Source organism: Streptomyces sp. MMG1533, from assembly GCF_001279775.1.
GTDB lineage: Bacteria > Actinomycetota > Actinomycetes > Streptomycetales > Streptomycetaceae > Streptomyces.
The window spans coordinates 122,446-137,858 of sequence record NZ_LGDG01000237.1 but is presented as its reverse complement, the minus strand read 5'-3'; the positions used below and the strand labels follow the sequence as shown (position 1 = coordinate 137,858).

The 15,413-nt window shown below is 68.6% G+C and carries 18 protein-coding genes; 11 read left to right on the top strand and 7 right to left on the bottom strand.

The window, feature by feature from the left end; genetic code table 11:
* Positions 1–3: 3 nt before the first annotated feature.
* The 3 genes from ADK57_RS30965 to ADK57_RS52615 all read right to left on the bottom strand — a co-directional run bounded on the left by ADK57_RS30965 (position 4) and on the right by ADK57_RS52615 (position 1,367).
* A complete protein-coding gene (locus tag ADK57_RS30965; RefSeq protein WP_053752926.1) occupies positions 4–414 on the bottom strand; it encodes a PIN domain nuclease in 411 nt (136 codons plus the stop codon).
* Positions 411–629 (bottom strand): type II toxin-antitoxin system VapB family antitoxin, encoded by a 219-nt coding sequence (locus ADK57_RS30960; RefSeq protein ID WP_053752925.1) that lies wholly within the window; start codon positions 627–629, stop codon positions 411–413. The genes ADK57_RS30965 and ADK57_RS30960 overlap by 4 nt, the downstream gene beginning before the upstream one ends.
* A gap of 105 nt (positions 630–734) precedes the next feature.
* Positions 735–1,367: a hypothetical protein gene (locus ADK57_RS52615; RefSeq protein ID WP_063786039.1), complete on the bottom strand. Its 633-nt coding sequence runs from the start codon at positions 1,365–1,367 to the stop codon at positions 735–737.
* 117 nt (positions 1,368–1,484) lie between these two features.
* Here ADK57_RS52615 and ADK57_RS30950 point away from each other — a divergent pair, with 117 nt between their 5' ends.
* From ADK57_RS30950 to ADK57_RS30925, 7 genes are all read left to right on the top strand, one after another.
* Positions 1,485–2,450, top strand: coding sequence for a helix-turn-helix domain-containing protein (locus tag ADK57_RS30950; protein WP_053752923.1), 966 nt, complete (start codon positions 1,485–1,487; stop codon positions 2,448–2,450).
* The gene (locus ADK57_RS51520) at positions 2,398–2,511 is read left to right on the top strand and encodes a DUF397 domain-containing protein (RefSeq protein WP_234390466.1); all 114 of its coding nucleotides are present in this window, start codon (positions 2,398–2,400) and stop codon (positions 2,509–2,511) included. Before ADK57_RS30950 ends, ADK57_RS51520 begins: the two co-directional genes overlap by 53 nt.
* 154 nt (positions 2,512–2,665) lie before the next feature.
* Positions 2,666–2,803, top strand: coding sequence for a hypothetical protein (locus ADK57_RS50125; RefSeq protein WP_159050176.1), 138 nt, complete (start codon positions 2,666–2,668; stop codon positions 2,801–2,803).
* Between the two features lie 188 nt (positions 2,804–2,991).
* On the top strand, positions 2,992–3,381 hold the full coding sequence (locus tag ADK57_RS30940) for a DUF6507 family protein (protein WP_053752921.1): 390 nt from the start codon (positions 2,992–2,994) through the stop codon (positions 3,379–3,381).
* A 5-nt stretch (positions 3,382–3,386) separates the two neighbouring features.
* Entirely contained in the window at positions 3,387–5,453 is a 2,067-nt protein-coding gene (locus ADK57_RS30935; protein WP_053752920.1) for a hypothetical protein, read from the top strand.
* 97 nt (positions 5,454–5,550) lie between these two features.
* Positions 5,551–6,060, top strand: a complete 510-nt coding sequence (locus tag ADK57_RS30930) for a pentapeptide repeat-containing protein (RefSeq protein ID WP_234390465.1) — start codon at positions 5,551–5,553, stop codon at positions 6,058–6,060.
* 57 nt (positions 6,061–6,117) lie between these two features.
* Complete coding sequence (locus ADK57_RS30925) at positions 6,118–7,482, top strand: DUF6177 family protein (protein ID WP_053752918.1); 1,365 nt, start codon at positions 6,118–6,120, stop codon at positions 7,480–7,482.
* Positions 7,483–7,786: 304 nt separating this feature from the next.
* Here ADK57_RS30925 and ADK57_RS30920 read toward each other — a convergent pair whose 3' ends face one another.
* Positions 7,787–8,761 carry a quinone oxidoreductase family protein gene (locus tag ADK57_RS30920; RefSeq protein ID WP_053752917.1) on the bottom strand — a complete coding sequence of 325 codons (975 nt, stop codon included), beginning with the start codon at positions 8,759–8,761 and terminating at the stop codon, positions 7,787–7,789.
* Between the two features lie 120 nt (positions 8,762–8,881).
* On the opposite strand from ADK57_RS30920, the gene ADK57_RS30915 reads away from it, so the two are divergent.
* On the top strand, positions 8,882–9,202 hold the full coding sequence (locus ADK57_RS30915; RefSeq protein ID WP_053752916.1) for an ArsR/SmtB family transcription factor: 321 nt from the start codon (positions 8,882–8,884) through the stop codon (positions 9,200–9,202).
* Positions 9,203–9,258: 56 nt separating this feature from the next.
* Here the strand turns inward: ADK57_RS30915 and ADK57_RS30910 are convergent, their stop codons facing one another.
* On the bottom strand, positions 9,259–10,656 hold the full coding sequence (locus ADK57_RS30910; protein WP_053752915.1) for a purine-cytosine permease family protein: 1,398 nt from the start codon (positions 10,654–10,656) through the stop codon (positions 9,259–9,261).
* Positions 10,657–10,825: 169 nt separating this feature from the next.
* Between ADK57_RS30910 and ADK57_RS30905 the strand changes: the two genes are divergently transcribed.
* Positions 10,826–11,767, top strand: coding sequence for a DMT family transporter (locus tag ADK57_RS30905; RefSeq protein ID WP_053752914.1), 942 nt, complete (start codon positions 10,826–10,828; stop codon positions 11,765–11,767).
* Here ADK57_RS30905 and ADK57_RS30900 read toward each other — a convergent pair.
* Both ADK57_RS30900 and ADK57_RS30895 read right to left on the bottom strand, forming a co-directional pair.
* Positions 11,712–12,620 carry a LysR family transcriptional regulator gene (locus tag ADK57_RS30900; RefSeq protein WP_053752913.1) on the bottom strand — a complete coding sequence of 303 codons (909 nt, stop codon included), beginning with the start codon at positions 12,618–12,620 and terminating at the stop codon, positions 11,712–11,714. The genes ADK57_RS30905 and ADK57_RS30900 overlap by 56 nt on opposite strands.
* A complete protein-coding gene (locus ADK57_RS30895; RefSeq protein ID WP_053752912.1) occupies positions 12,620–12,967 on the bottom strand; it encodes a PLD nuclease N-terminal domain-containing protein in 348 nt (115 codons plus the stop codon). The genes ADK57_RS30900 and ADK57_RS30895 overlap by 1 nt, the downstream gene beginning before the upstream one ends.
* Before the next feature lie 89 nt (positions 12,968–13,056).
* Here ADK57_RS30895 and ADK57_RS30890 point away from each other — a divergent pair, with 89 nt between their 5' ends.
* The gene (locus ADK57_RS30890; protein ID WP_053752911.1) at positions 13,057–14,508 is read left to right on the top strand and encodes a menaquinone biosynthesis decarboxylase; all 1,452 of its coding nucleotides are present in this window, start codon (positions 13,057–13,059) and stop codon (positions 14,506–14,508) included.
* Positions 14,505–15,407, top strand: coding sequence for a menaquinone biosynthesis prenyltransferase MqnP (mqnP, locus tag ADK57_RS30885; RefSeq protein ID WP_053752910.1), 903 nt, complete (start codon positions 14,505–14,507; stop codon positions 15,405–15,407). Before ADK57_RS30890 ends, mqnP begins: the two co-directional genes overlap by 4 nt.
* Positions 15,408–15,413: the final 6 nt, after the last annotated feature.

Here is a 15,413-nt window from a genome sequence, read left to right as displayed (position 1 = left end):
CGCTCACCGGACATTCGGTTGCAGGCGGATCATCGGGATGTCTGGGCGGACTTTGGCGATGGCCCCGAAGTCGTCGTCGATGTGGAGGACGGTCAGACGGTGATGTTCGGCGGTGAGGGCGATGAGGATGTCGATCGGTGATGGGCCTCGGTGGTGGCCGATCTTCAGCAGTTCACGCTGTACGGCGACGATCCTCGGCCAGGCGTCGTCGAGCGCCGGTACCCAACCGAAGGTCTGCCCGAGCATGGTGAAGAAGGGTTTGTAGTCGCGGTCCGCGCGCACCCCGCGCATCAATTCGGCCTCGACAGGAGGGGAGATGGCCACCAGGCCACGCGCGACATGTTCGGGCCAGGGAGCTTCGATCTGCCCTCGCAGGAGTCGCCAGACCGCCGAGGTGTCGGCCAGGTAGGTCACTGCCCTGATCGCTCCAGTTCCTCAAGGGCCTCGAAGTCGAGGAAGTCGTCCGCGTTCTCCTGCAACCAGCGCAGCGCCCGTGCCCGGTCGTCCGCGCTGACCGCGGCCGCTATCGTCAAGGCGCGGTTGATGGTGTCCCGCTTCGTTTTGGTACCGAGCTGCTGCTGGGCGAAAGCCAGCATGTCGTCGTCGATGTCGACCAGGGTCCTGGACATGTGACCTCCCGAGCGTGCTTGATATACAGGTTCATGCCAGTATATCAAGCACAGTATCGCGCGGCCGGAAGGTCTCGCTGTCGCGCTCCCGGCGCAGGTCCCGGCTCACGGGCGCTCGAACACCGCGTAGTCGGCGAAGCTGCGGCGATACCGGGTGTGCCAGGTCTCCTGGGTGTGCCGGCGTTGCCACTCCTCGACCTCGCCGGGGGCCTGGCACGGGCCGGAACTCGCGCCGCAGTCGGCCTCGTCGCCCGACACGCAGTACGCCTGGTACTCCGGCTGCGCGGAGGCGTCCTGCACGATCGTGTACGGCACGTACCGGAAGATCCGGTGCCCGGTCGGGGCCCCGCCGTGTTCCCGGCGTCGGTGCTGTCTCAGCAGTACGTTCGCGTCCGTCTCCGCGCTGGGGTCGAACGCGGCCCGTGCCTCCTCCCGCCGGGTCGCCAGCTCCTCGCACGTCGCGCAACCGGGGACCGGGACGGGCGGCCGATCCGCGTCGGCCTCCGTTAGGGGCGGGGTCACGAACCCTTCTCTGGAACGGTCGTTGGCCGCCCGTACGCCCGCGCTCAGCCGTTCCTCCCGGGTCGCCGCACGGATACGCGCCGGGTCCGCCTGCCACTCCCGCCCGCCGCCGACGGGGCGCAGCATCACGTACGGGCCCGCCCTGTCCTGGTACTCGCCGACCTTGCGCGTCTGCGGGTCGTAGACGAGCGTTCCCGGTTCCATCCGCTCAGGCATGTGCAACTCCCGCCACCTTTCGTAACTCTGGGTGTATCGAGCGTCGCCCAGGGGAACGGTCCGCATCAACGCCTGGCGCGTGCCAGTGGTCCACTGTCACGGAGGGGGGAGGCAGTCGTGAGCCGACGCAACGCCGACGCGGGATCCGGGCTCAGCACGAGTACGGCCGCCGTGTTCGGCGAGGTCCTCAAGCACTTCCGCGAGGCCGCGCTGCTCACGCAGGAGGGGCTGGCCCGGGAGATCCCCTGCGACCGGTCGCAGGTGGCGCGGGTCGAGGCGGGGGCGCGGGTCCCGCAGGACACGTTCGCGAAGAAGTGCGACGAACTGCTGGGCACGGGTGGGGTGTTGCTGCGGTTGTGGGGGCGGATCGACTGGTATCCGCAGGTGGAGCATCCGGACTGGTTCCGGCGCAGGGCCGAGATGGATGCTGTCACCACCGGGCTGAGGGAATATCAAGAGCGCGTCGTCCCCGGCCTGTTGCAGACGGACGACTACGCGCGGGCCTTGTTCTCACGCCTCGTGAGCGGCGAGGAGTTGGAGGAACGCGTGAGGGCCCGACTGAGCCGCCAGCGGCGCTTCCTGGCCGACGGCGGGCCGTTCTACGCCGCCGTCCTCGACGAGAGTTGCCTGCGCAACATGGTGGGCGGCCCGGCCATCATGCGGGACCAGTGCGCGCACCTGCTCGACGCCGGGCGGCACCCCAACATCCACATCCAGGTTGCTCCGGCCGACCGCATCGGGCTCTTCCGGCCCAGTGGCTCCATGTCACTGATCAGGCTGCCCGAGGGGCACGAGTGGGTCTACTCGGAATCGCTGGACCGCGGCCATTTCAGCGACGATCCAGCCGTCTATGCGCGGCACAGCCAGACCTATGATGTGCTCAGGGCGGACTCTCCGTCAGCCCCCGAGTCCGCCGCTTTGATCAGCGACGCGATGGAGAGGTACGAGCATCATGAACAGCCACGATCTCAGCGCCGCGACCTGGATCAAGAGCAGTCACAGCGACGCCAACGGCGGCAACTGTATCGAAATAGCCCCCGAGTTCCCCACCCTCGTCCCCGTCCGCGACAGCAAAACCCCTGACGGCCCCGTCCTGCTCGTCAGTCACGCCGCCTGGTCCGCGTTCACCTCCGCCCTGCGCTGACCGGCGGGCCGGTCGTCAGAGCCGGAAATTCATGCCGCGCCAGCTCCATCCGGCACCGAGGACCGCGTTCGCAGGGGGGTCCCTCATCTCCGCGGGATCGAAGCGGAACACCTCTTTCCTGTGCCGCCGGTCGCATACGGCGTTGGAGGAGCAGATGACGACGTACGTGTGCGCGAGCGACCACGAGGAGAAGTTGCCGGACTTGCTTGACTCCGCGGTGTGGGCCCTCACCGATCTCTTCTTGGACGGCTCGGCGCCGGAATCTCCTCGCAGCCGTCGGCCCGGCGTCTGAGCGCCGTCGACAGCAACCGGCGCGGCGTCACTCTATGAACGGGATCACTGAGCTTGGGGATCGGCAGGGCTTGCATATCCCAGGAGCCCTGGGGAAGGTTGATCGACAATCTGTTGCAAGCCGCAGCTCGTCCGCGGGCGGCGGTCGGCCGCTGAGGCGAGGGTGGACTAACCGAGGGTGGGGTTGGCGTGACCGGGTGGGACATTTCACCCAGCGGGGTGCAGTCGATCCTGTCGTTGGTGGGTCAGGCCGCCGACGAGCTGAGCAAAGATGTACAGGGCTATGGCAAGAGCGCGCAGAGTGCCGCCGTGTCCGCGGGGACGATCAGCGGTCCGTACTGCGGGAACGCTCCTGTGGGACCGGTGGGTGCGGCGGTGGCGAACTTCGTCACCGACACCGAGCACAAGGTCAGGTTCATGGGCGCCCGCACCAGGAAGACCATGGAGGGGACCATCGCGGCGACCACCGAGTACGTCGAGGGTGATCTGAAGATGGCCGCCGACGCGCAGCGTGAGGCATCCAAAGCCCCCACCCCCCAGGAGCTCAATGCTGTTGCCGGCAAGCGGGACGGGAAATAGTCGGCATGATCGAACCGGGGATGATCCCGCAGTACACCGGTGACTTCGGCGAATTAGAGAAGGCCGCCTCCAGTCTGCGCACCCGCGCGGGCGGCATCCGCAGCGGCGGCGGGGACGTCCACTCCCGCTTCCAGGGGATCGCCGCGCACTACAAAGCGCCGGAAGCGCACCAACTCCTGGGTACCACGGGGCCGGTGAAGGCCACCGCCGACGATTTCGCGGACAACGTGGAGGCGCTGGCCGGTGCCCTGGAAACGTTCGTCAAGGACGCGAAGCCGTACGCGGACCGGCTCAAGCAACTCAGAGCCGATGCCTTCACGTTCGTCGAGAGCGTTGCGGGCGATGACGACTGGACCGATGACGAGGCCAAGTCCGACAAGCACCAGGCGCTGATGGACGATGTGGCCGCGGCACGGGCCGGGTTCGAGGCCGCCGAACGTGCGGCCGCCAACAAGATCAACGCGATCAGTCCGGCCATGTGCCGCCCCGAGTGGAAGGTCGACGACGGTACGCACAAGCCGGGCATGTACGGCTACACCGCCGACATGATCAAGCAGGCCAAGGAACTTCCCTGGGGCACCCCGGAGCAGCGCACGTACGAGACGTGGAGCCTGGACTGGTGGGGGCACGGCGCCAAGAGCGTGGTCTGGGACGGCATTATCAAGGACAACGTCTGGGGCGGCATCCGCGGCGGCGCCACCCTCTTCGGCTGGGACGGCAGCGACGCCGCCGGGGACGCCTGGGGCAGCCTCAAGGACGCCGTCACAGGAATCGGCCTGTACACCGCTACGCCCTACGACTGGGTCATGGACCACACCATCGGCCCGGATGAGGAAAGCGCCGACGAGAAGCGTGCCAAACAGGCGGCCAAGGACTTCTTCAAAGGCACGGTCGCCTGGGACACATGGGGCGAGAATCCGGCCCGCGCCTCCGGCACAGTGATCGTCACTGTGGGCACGTTCGGCCTGGGAGGCTTGGCGGGCAGCGGCCTCAGGGGCAGCGCAACGGCCGCCAAGGCGGCACGCGTCCTCGAATTCCTCGACCCGGTCGGCGCCGGCCTCAAGGCCGGTCAGGCCGTGACCTCACTTCCCAAGATGTCCGAGATCATCGCCAAGGCCGGCGCCCGCCTCGACGGCATCCCAGGCCCGAACAACCCGCACACCGTCTGGGAACTTGACAACGGCTATGCGGTACACGTCGAGGACGGCAAGTTCACCATCCTCGACTCCGACAACAACCCCATCACCGCCAAGCCCAAGACCGAACCCGCGGGCACCGATCTCACCGGCAATGCCCCAAGTCACGACCGGGAACTCGCCACCGTCGGGGGACGCTCTCCCGAAGGCGGCGCCCACGTATCCGAGCGAAGCACCGGCCCGGAGGCGTCAAGCGGCGGGGAAGCTCCCCCTGTCCATGGGGAAACCGGACATGCGGCCGGCGGCGCGGACGGCGGCGGAGCAGGCGGCGACGGGATACCCCATCACCCTGCTGGTGACGGTGGATCAGGCAGTGGAGGAGCGGGCGGCGATTCCCCCGGTCTTGGTGGGGACGCGCCTGATCCGGCAGATGGGCCCAAGCAGGAGTTGACCGCAGAGGAAAAGACAGCGGTCGATCAACGCCTTGCGGATCTGGAAGACCAATACCGCAGCGACTTCGACGTCCTCAAGCATGATCCTGACCATGAGGGGAAAGTCGAGCCGTCAGAGATGGACGAAGCGCGGGTGGGTATCGACCTGAGAGAGCAAGGTAAACTTCCTGCAGACATCCAGCGCCCCTTGAAGGCCAACCAGGGTGACTACTATTCGCCCAGCACCGGGCAGTACTACGACCTCAAGGGAGTGCATTCCGACTGGCCGCCGCTGAATACTCAGCGGGACAAGTCGATGCCCTTCAGGGGAGCTTACGACCCGCAGAACAATGGCAGCTGGGAAAAGAAGATGACAAAGCAGATCGAGAAACTCGACCGCACCGTCATCATTGATACGCGGAATGCAAATCAGGCCGCTATCGACGACATCAAGGCCATGGTCGAGCGAAGAGGATGGGGCAATAGTGTCATCTGGTACCCGTGAGTCGCGCCGGATCACGCGTATGCCTGACAGTCAAGAGGCAGCCGAGGCTCTTGACCGTTGGGCAGCAGGCGTAGATCCGCTCTTGGACGTGGCTGGCATGAACCTCTCTCGCGTCGACCTCTCCGGCAGCGAGCTCGCCAACAGCCTCCTGTCACAAGCGATCCTGCACGAGGCCAAGCTGATCAAAGTGGACTTGTACCGTTCCCATCTCGAGGGAGCAGACTTCACCGGTGCCGATCTCTCCGGGAGCACCTTGGTGAAATCGGTACTCGATCACGCCGTTCTGCGTGGAGCGAATCTGAACCGCGTGAATCTTGGCAGCGCGGAAGTGTCGTTGGTGGATGCCCGGGGGGCCAGTTTCCGAAGTGCCCAGCTGGACGGCGCCTCGTTCTTCGACTGCCAACTCCAGGGGGCCGATCTGTCCGGCGCATCCGCGCAGGACACCGCATTTGAAGTCACGATGGATGAAGGAACCGTCGTCACTGGTTTCAACGGGGTGGTTTTTGGCCCGGCGAAGGTGGTCGACGAAGACGGAGTCCGAGAACTGGACGGTCCGGAATTGCAGGATTGGCTCAACCGCCGCGGGGCCCAGGTCAATGTCCGCTGACCAGCACGCCGACGGGAAAGACACGTGACCCAGGACGTACTGGCACTCACTCCCAAAATGCCCGACGTGCGGACCGTACTTGCCGGTCTGTATGCAGGCGGCCCCGAGGTACGGGTAGCAAGAAGTGCCGACGAATCGAGGATTCAGCTGCAGGGCGAGGCCGGGCAGACGCTGGTGTCGTTCGAAGCGCCGCTCTTCGTCCAAGTGCAGGGAGAGGTCGAGCGCCTGCTCGGGCCGGGCGTGGGAGTCGATGCCCCGGTGTGGTGGACAGAGATCCACTCGAACACGGCCTATGAGACGGCAGGGCAGTTGGCCGGTTCCATCGGTGCGCGGCTGACCGCGGTTCTCGGAGGCGCCGTCTGGCCGCCCGCTGTATCCGGCGAGACCGACGTCGTAGAGACCCCTCCCGGGGAAACCGCTCCCCACACCCCGGCAGGGGTGGACATACTCACCGACCGCGCCGTCGTCGTGATCCAGGACCGCCCCGTCGTGGCGGCCACCGCCTCACTCACCGAGATCATGCGCACCGCCGCCGAGGCCGAGCGGGAACTGCAGATCGTCACCCCACCCGCCACCCGGCTCACCCTCCCAACCCGCACCCTGCTGGGGCGCCTCCGGTCCCGCTGGGTGGTACGCGACTCGGAGCGCGGCTATCACGACGGCCTCACCGGCGCCGCACTGCACTGGAAAGACGGACACTTCGCCCCTCCCGCAGAGAACCCGCAAACCGCGGACGCCTTCAAACCCCAACCCGGCACCGCAGGCCAACGGCAACTGATCCTGGCCATCCGCACCATCCACTCCGCAGGCGAACACCTCCTCCTCGGCGGCGCCCTGGAAACCGCCTGGCAGGCGCTCACCGGAAACCCGCCCGCAGGCTGGTCCACGGCAGAACCCGTCAATGTGCCATGGTCACGCAGGCAGTTGACCGACCTGGCACGCACCCGCGCTCAGAACTCCGCCCCCACCTGGCTGATCGCCATCGGCGCCCCCGACCGTCCCGCGCTCGCCACGATGAGCATCACCCACACCCCTGCCGGCATCGAAGAACACATCACGATGGCCCTGGGCTACCACGAAGACCAAGAACAGCCCACCTCGGACGTACTGTCCGACCTGGCCGAGACCCTCGTCACCCGGCACGACCTCGCCACCATGCTCACCCAGACACGCACCGCCCGCGCCGACCTCACCACCCCCGCCCACTTCGAGCCCATACCGATTCCACTCACCCTGACGCTCGGCCCCAGCGCGGTCCGGGACCTGGGCGCGAACCGCCTGCGTGCCGCTCAGACGGGCCCTCCCCCTGCCCGACTCGGGCCGCGTGCGCACCCCGCGCTTCACTACACCTTCGGAGACGGCACCGATCCCGCCGCGCTGGACCAGCTTCGACAGATCTACACCCGCTTCAAGACGAAGTAGAGGCTGGCACAAGGTACTTGGTGAACTCCACGAGCAAGTGGCCACTTACCGACGTCGCCCGCTAAGTGGAGAAGCACCTCAACACCGCCTACACCAACTGTGATCTCGCCGGCGGCGTCAGTGCGGAGACGGGCAAGCGCCACGGCGCTGCTGATGCGAACCTCGGACAGATTCCTCCGCCGTCTGAGGTCAGTCGCAGCGGGTCGGTGGCGACGTATCCAAGCCGGTGATTCGACACCTCGAACTCGTTCCAAGCCAGGCAGTACGCCGGGGATGGGCACGGGAGCCGACAAGCGGCTTTCTCCTAGGCTCCGACCTTCAGCAGCAGCTTCCCCGTGCTGGCCCTCGCTCCCATCAACCGGTGGGCCTCCGCCGCCTCCGTCAGCGCGAACTCCGCCGTCACCGGCAGGGACACCGTGCCGTCGGCCACCGTGGTGAACGCCCGCTCGGCCAGCGCCCGCAGCTGTGCCGGGGCCGTCTTCGCCAGGGTCAGGATGGAGAAGCCGCCCACCGTGACGCCGTACGGAAACAGCTCCGGCTGGCCCACCTTCCACGGCTCGGCCGAACTCGCGTTGCCGAAGGAGACGAGTCGCCCGAAGACCGCGAGGGAGGCCAGGCTGCCGCGGAACGTCTCGCCGCCCACCGGGTCGAGGGCCAGGTCGACACCCCGACCGCCGGTCGCCTCCCGTACCGCCTTCTCGAACTCGCCGACGAAGACCTCGTCGTAGCCGTGCTCGCGGGCATACGCCGCCTTCGCCTCTCCCGAGACCACCCCGTACACCGCCCCGGCGCCCGCCGCCTTCGCCAACTGCCCCACCACCGTGCCGATTCCGCCCGCCGCGCCCTGCACCAGGACACTCTCGCCCGGCTGGAGCCGGCCCACCGTGTGGACGAGTGCGTAGGCCGTCGGCAGCACCGTGGGGAGGGTCGCGGCCGTGCGCAGGTCCACGTTCTCCGGCAGCGGGAAGACCGTCGCCGCCTCCGCCACGGCCACCTCCGCGTAGGCGCCGCCGTCCGTCAGCGCGGTCACCTCCTGGCCCACGGAGAGCCCGGTGACCCCCTCGCCGAGCGCCCGCACCCGACCGGAGGCCTCCAGGCCGGGGCGGAAGGGGAGGGCGGGCACCCGGTAGCCGTCCGAACGGGCCTTCAGGTCCGCGAAGTTCACGCCCGCGTACGCCACGTCGATGCTCACCTGGCCGGGGCCCGGCTCGGGAACCTCCGCCTCCACCGGCCTGAGGACCTCGGGGCCGCCGTGCTCCTGGATCTCGATCGCGCGCATGCCGGACTCCCCGGGTCGGTGGTCAGTGAGAACTGTTCAATGAAAAGCGAACACTCGTGAGTGTATGGTTTTCATCGAACACTCGGCAAGCGGGAGTCCAGGAGCAGGAGGCAGGACAGCGTGGCCACCACCAGCCATCGGGCCGCCCCCGACCACACCCACCCCGACGACGTCCCGGTCCTCACCGCGCTGGCCGCGCTCGCCGATCCCGTACGCCTCACCCTCGTCCGGGAGTTGGCGGGCTCGCCCGAGTGGACGCGCGCCTGCGGCAGCTTCGACGTGCCGGTCGGGAAGGCCGCCCTGAGTCATCACTTCGCCGTGCTCCGAGGGGCCGGTCTCGTCGAACAGCGCGACGAGGGGCCCCGGCGCGTCAACCGCCTGCGCCGGGCGGAGTTCGAGGCCCGCTTTCCGGGGCTGCTGGAACTCGTGCTCAAGGGCTGAACTCAGGGGCTGACCCGCGGACCCCCGGCCTCGCGGACTCGCGGACCCCCGTCCGTTCAGACCCGCGACCCCAGCCGTCCCCGCAGCCCCGCGTACAGCCCCGCACTGACCACGAACCCGACCAGGCACGTGATGTCGCCGAAGGACGGCCACTGCTCCGGCACCCACCCCACGTACTTCTCCTGGTTGGAGAAGAGCGGCACGGACACCGCCACACCGATCAACAGGGCCGCGATCCCGGGCCAGTTGGTGAAGGTCCGGTCACCGAGCCGCCCCGCCAGTACCTCGGCCGGCGTCCGCGCCTGCATCCACCGCTCCACCAGCACGACCCCGAGCCACGGCCCCACCCAGTACGCGATCACCAGCAGGAACGCCTCGTACGCGTGCCCCGCGTCCGCCAGTGACGCCCACGCCGCCGACGTACCGGCGACACCGCACAGGACGACGATGGCGCCGCGGCCGAGCCACGGCGGGAGCGAGAGGCCGAGGGAGGTGATGGACATGGCCGACGAGTACACGTTCAGGGCGTTCGCGGAGACCGCGCCGAGGATGATGGCGAGCAGGACGAGATTGCCGAGCCAGCCCGGGAGATGGCCCGTGAAGGCGGCCGTGGGGGTGGCGCCCTCGGGGGCGACGATCGTCGCGGACGCCGCGCCGATCACGGCGACCACCGCGATCGACACGAACAGGCCGACGGCCGGGTACAGGGCGGTCTTGAAGCGGTTCGCCGTACGCGGGAGATAGCGGGAGTAGTCCGAGGCGCCCGGGTTCCAGCCGGCCGCGTAGCCCCAGGCCGCGCTGAAGGCGAGCAGGAAGCCGCCGATGCCGCCGCCGGCGCCCGCCCCGCCCAGGTCGGCCTCCTTGAAGGTCCAGACACCGGCCAGCAGGAAGATCACCGCCAGCGCCGGGAAGGCGTACTTCTCGAAGGCGTGGACGAAGTTGTGGCCGATGAAGCCGATCACGATCTCGGCGACCACCACCAGCAACAGGGAGGGCAGCGGACGCAGCCCGGTCAGCGTGTTCAGCGCGAAAGCGGCGCTCACACTGTTCACCGCGAACCAGCCGACACCCGCGACCAGTGCGTTCACACCCGACGGCAGCAGATTGCCCCGGAAACCGAAGGAGAAGCGGCCGACCGCCATCTGCGGTACGCCGAACCGCGGGCCGTCCAGCGAGAGGATCCCGTGGGTCAGCGAGCCCAGCGCCGTCCCCAGCAGAAGCGCCGCCGTCGCCTGCCAGAAGCCGAGCCCGAAGAACAGCACCGAGATCACGCCGATGTACACCGTCGCGAACTCGATGTTCGGGGACGCCCAGGTCCACAGCAACTGGAGCGGGCCGCCGTGCCGTTCGGCGTCGGGGATCGGTTCCGAGCCCGCCGTCTCGACGGCGATGACCCTGTCACCGTATTCGGGGGTGAGCGTGGTGCCGGTGGAGTCGGCGGGAGCTGTCGTCATACGACGTAAGTGTCCGGCCCCCGCCCGGCCCCGCCCAGGGGCGCGTTGTCCGCTTCGGGCGGCTCACCGGCGTACAACCTGTAGGCATCGGTCCCACCGATGGGGGCATCGGCAGGACGCCCCACTGGCGCGTGGACCAGGCAGACCGCCCGCTCGTAGCTTCCTGGACATGACCACACAGAGCAAGGGTTCGGAGAACAAGGGCACGGCCCAGCTGACGGCGGCGATGGTGCTCTCCGGCACCCTCGGCGTCTTCGTCGTCGAGTCGGGCGCCTCACCCTTCAACGTCGTCTTCTTCCGCGTCCTGTTCGGCGCACTCGCCCTCGGCGGCTACGTCGTCGCCCGCGGCTGGCTCCGCGACCACGGCTTCACCCCGCGCACCCTCGGACTCGCCGTCCTGGGCGGCGTGTTCATCGTCTTCAACTGGGTCCTGCTCTTCCAGTCGTACGAGAACACCTCGATCTCCGTCGCCACGGTGGTCTACCACACGCAGCCGTTCTACGTGGTCCTGCTGGGCGCCCTGCTGTTCCGCGAGCGGCTCACCCTCGCCAAGGTCGGCTGGATCGCCGTCGCCTTCGCGGGCCTGATCCTCGTCTCGGGCGTCACCCCCGGCGACTTCGCGAGCGGCGGGACGTATCTGACGGGCGTGGGGCAGGCGTTGCTCGCCGCGCTCCTCTACGGCCTGTCCACGCTGGTCACCAAGCGCGTCACCGGCGTCCGCCCGCACCTCGTCGCCCTCGTCCAGGTGCTCGTCGGGATCCCGCTGCTGCTCCCCTTCACCGACTTCGCCGCGATGCGCGGCACCGGCGCCGACTGGGGCTGGCTGGTCGGACTCGGCGTCATCCACACCGGCCTGATGTACGTCCTCATGTACGCCGCGTACGCCCAGCTCCCGACCGCCAAGATCGCCGTACTCGCCTTCGTCTACCCGGCGGTCGCCATGGTCATGGACTGGCTGGTCTACGGCCACCACATCGGCCTCGTGCAGGCCCTCGGCGTCCCGCTGATCGTCGCGGCCAGCCTCAAGGTCACGCTGGCGAAGCCATCCCGCGAGGTCACGGCCCAGGTGACGCCGTCTGCTCCCGCACCAGCCGCTCCGCAGCCTCGATGAACAGCCGCAGATGGCGTGGCAGCCGCTTGCCGGCCCGCCACGCCAGCTGTGTGTACAGCTGGAACGGCGGCTCCCACGCCAGCTCCGCGAGCGCCCCGGACGCCAGCTCCCCGCCCACCGCCATCCGGGGCAGCAGCGCCACCCCGAGACCGCCGGCCACCCCCCGCTTGGTCGCCTCGATCGTGCCGAACTCCATGAAGGGCGGCGGCGCCCCGGTCCGGTGGGCGAGCTCGGACTCGAACAAGTCCCGGTACGGGCAGCCCGGTTCGGTCCCGACCAGCTGGACCTCGGCCAGGTCCTCGGTCTTCAGCCCGGCCGCACCGGCGGCCAGCGGGTGCCCGGGGGCGGCCACCAGAACCAGCGGCTCGGGCGCCAGCACCCTGCTCTCCAACCCGGCGTGGTCGGTCTCGGGCTCCATCAGGAACCCCACGTCGTACGTCCCCCTCAGCAGGGCCTGCCGGGTCTCGTCGCCGAGGGTGGTGCGCAGGGAGAGGCGGACCTTCGGGTACCGGTGGTGGAAGAACTCCAGGAGCGGCGGCAGACGGTACGACGTCAGCGACTCCATCGTGCCCACCGTGAGCGAACCGGAGGGCTCCTCGGCGCCCACGACCGTCGCCCGCGCCTCCTCGTTCAGCTCGATGATCTGCCGGGCGTACGGCAGCAGCCGCTCACCGGCCTCCGTGAGGCGGATGCGGCTGCCGAGCCGGTCGAACAACTCCGTGCCGAGCGAGGACTCCAGAGCACGGATCTGACCGGTGACACTGGACTGCGCGTACCGCAGTTCGGCCGCCGCCCGCGTGAAGCTCAGCACGGTGGCGACCTTTTCGAAGGTGACGAGCAGTCGCAGCTCCATCAGTCGCCCTTGGGGTCCTCGCCGCGCCCCTTCTTGTCCTCGTCGCCGTCCTCGTCCCTGAGGGACTTGAGGAACTCGGGATTGTCGTCGGGCGCCACCCACTGCTGCCCGCCGCCCCGGCTCCACGGAGAGCCGGCGGAGCCGCCGGAGCCGGGCGTGCCGGCCGGGTGCCGCTTCTTGCCCGCGATGAGCCAGGAGAGCGAGCCGGCGAGCGGGAAGACGAGGACGAGGATGGCCCACAGCGGCTTGGGCATGTGGCGGACGTCCTCGTCCTTCGTGCTGATGCAGTCGATGAAGGCGTAGACGCTGAGCGCCAGTGGCACGAGGAACATCAGTACCCGGAGCATGGGGGCCTTCCAAGGGAACGGTCGTCGGGGCCACGAGCACGGGACCCCAGGTACCGGGCCAGGGTAGCCGCTCGGGGATACTTGACCTCATGGCTTATGACGATCTTCGTTCCCTGCTCAGGGCCCTGGAGCGCGAGGGCGACCTCAAACGCGTCAAGGCCGAGGTGGACCCGTATCTGGAGGTCGGGGAGATCGTCGACCGGGTGCAGAAGTCCGGGGGCCCGGCGCTGCTCTTCGAGAACGTGAAGGGCTCCGCGATGCCCCTCGCGATGAACGTCTTCGGGACCGACCGGCGGCTGCTGAAGGCCCTGGGGCTGAAGTCGTACGGCGAGATCTCCGAGAAGATCGGCGGCCTGCTGCGGCCCGAACTGCCGCACGGGTTCGTGGGCGTGCGGGAGGCCTTCGGGAAGCTCGGCGCGATGACGCACGTACCGCCGAAGAAGGTGAAAGAAGCTCCGGTCCATGAGGTCGTGCTGCACGGCGACGACGTCGACCTCGACCGGCTGCCCGCCCTCTTCACCTGGCCGCAGGACGGCGGGTCCTTCTTCAACCTGGGGCTCACCCACACCAAGGACCCGGAGAGCGGGATCCGGAACCTGGGCCTGTACCGCCTGCAGCGCCACGACAAGCGCACCATCGGTATGCACTGGCAGATCCACAAGGACAGCCGCAACCACTACCAGGTGGCGGCGCGCAGGGGCGAGCGGCTGCCGGTGGCGATCGCCTTCGGCTGCCCGCCGGCCGTGACCTACGCCTCCACCGCGCCCCTGCCCGGTGACATCGACGAGTACCTCTTCGCCGGGTTCATCGCGGGCAAGCGGATCGAGATGGTCGACTGCAAGACCGTCCCGCTCCAGGTGCCGGCGCAGGCCGAGGTCGTCATCGAGGGCTGGCTGGAGCCCGGGGAGATGCTTCCGGAGGGTCCCTTCGGCGACCACACCGGCTTCTACACCCCGCAGGAGCCCTTCCCCGCGCTGAAGATCGACTGCGTGACGATGCGGAAGCGGCCGCTGCTGCAGTCGATCGTCGTAGGCCGCCCTCCGACGGAGGACGGACCCCTGGGCCGTGCGACGGAGCGGTTCTTCCTCCCGCTGCTGAAGATCATCGTGCCGGACATCGTGGACTACCACCTGCCCGAGGCCGGCGGCTTCCACAACTGCGCGATCGTCTCGATCGACAAGAAGTACCCCAAGCACGCGCAGAAGGTGATGCACGCGATCTGGGGGGCGCACATGATGTCCCTGACCAAGCTGATCGTGGTCGTCGACTCCGACTGTGACGTCCACGATCTGCACGAGGTCGCGTGGCGGGCCCTCGGCAACACCGACTACGCCCGTGACCTCTCGGTCGTGGAAGGTCCCGTCGACCATCTCGACCATGCCTCCTACCAGCAGTTCTGGGGCGGCAAGGCGGGCATCGACGCGACGAAGAAGTGGCCCGAGGAGGGCTACACGCGGGACGGCGGCTGGCCCGACATGGTGCTGTCCGACCCGGAGACGGCGGCGAAGGTCGACCGCCGCTGGAAGGAGTACGGGCTGTGAGTTCAGCGTCCGCCGCTCTCCCGCAACCGGGACGCACCAAGGCCTTCCTGCGCCTGGTGATGATCGAGCACTCGGTCTTCGCCCTGCCCTTCGCCTACATCGCCGCCCTCACCGCGATGTTCCAGTGGGACAAGAACATCCACTGGGGGCGCCTCCTCCTGGTCACCATCTGCATGGTGGGCCTGCGGACCTTCGCGATGGCGGTCAACCGGATCATCGACCGGGAGATCGACGCCCGTAACCCGCGTACGGCCCACCGCGAGCTGGTCACCGGCGCGATGTCGGTGAAGCACGCCTGGACGGGCGCGCTGATCGCCCTGGTGATCTTCCTGGGCTCGGCGGCCCTGCTGAACCCCCTGTGCCTGGCGCTGGCTCCCATCGCGGTGATCCCGATGGTGGTCTACCCGTACGGCAAACGGTTCACGAACTTCCCCCAGGCCATCCTCGGCCTCGCCCAGGCGATGGGTCCGGTCGGCGGCTGGCTGGCGATCTCCGGCGAGTGGTCCTGGGACGCGGTGATCCTCGGTCTCGCCGTCGGCATCTGGATCGGCGGCTTCGACCTGATCTACGCCTGCCAGGACGTCGACACCGACCGCGAGGTCGGCGTCATGTCGGTCCCGGCCCGCTTCGGCATCCCGGCGGCCATCCGGGGCGCGCGAATCTGCCACGCGGTGACGACGGGGTTGTTCATCTGGTACGCCGTCGCCACCGACGCGGGTGCCTTCTTCTGGTTCGGCCTGATGATCGTGGCGGGCGCGTTCGTCTACGAGCACTCGATCGTGCGACCCCATGACCTGTCCCGCCTGAACAGGGCGTTCTTCAGCGTCAACGGGTTCATCGGGATTGCCCTGTTCGTGTGTGCGCTGCTGGACCTGCTGGTGCGCGGGCTCACGGTGTGAGCGGCG

Coding starts and splice junctions, on each gene's coding strand:
- ADK57_RS50125 (WP_159050176.1), top strand. CDS start 2,666: ATGACGACGTACGTGTGCGCGAGCGACCACGAGGAGAAGTTGCCGGAC.
- ADK57_RS30910 (WP_053752915.1), bottom strand. CDS start 10,656: ATGACGACAGCTCCCGCCGACTCCACCGGCACCACGCTCACCCCCGAA.
- ADK57_RS30900 (WP_053752913.1), bottom strand. CDS start 12,620: ATGGAGCTGCGACTGCTCGTCACCTTCGAAAAGGTCGCCACCGTGCTG.
- ADK57_RS30960 (WP_053752925.1), bottom strand. CDS start 629: ATGTCCAGGACCCTGGTCGACATCGACGACGACATGCTGGCTTTCGCC.
- ADK57_RS30935 (WP_053752920.1), top strand. CDS start 3,387: ATGATCGAACCGGGGATGATCCCGCAGTACACCGGTGACTTCGGCGAA.
- ADK57_RS30890 (WP_053752911.1), top strand. CDS start 13,057: ATGGCTTATGACGATCTTCGTTCCCTGCTCAGGGCCCTGGAGCGCGAG.
- ADK57_RS30920 (WP_053752917.1), bottom strand. CDS start 8,761: ATGCGCGCGATCGAGATCCAGGAGCACGGCGGCCCCGAGGTCCTCAGG.
- ADK57_RS52615 (WP_063786039.1), bottom strand. CDS start 1,367: ATGCCTGAGCGGATGGAACCGGGAACGCTCGTCTACGACCCGCAGACG.
- ADK57_RS30895 (WP_053752912.1), bottom strand. CDS start 12,967: ATGCTCCGGGTACTGATGTTCCTCGTGCCACTGGCGCTCAGCGTCTAC.
- ADK57_RS30905 (WP_053752914.1), top strand. CDS start 10,826: ATGACCACACAGAGCAAGGGTTCGGAGAACAAGGGCACGGCCCAGCTG.
- ADK57_RS30930 (WP_234390465.1), top strand. CDS start 5,551: ATGAACCTCTCTCGCGTCGACCTCTCCGGCAGCGAGCTCGCCAACAGC.
- ADK57_RS30925 (WP_053752918.1), top strand. CDS start 6,118: ATGCCCGACGTGCGGACCGTACTTGCCGGTCTGTATGCAGGCGGCCCC.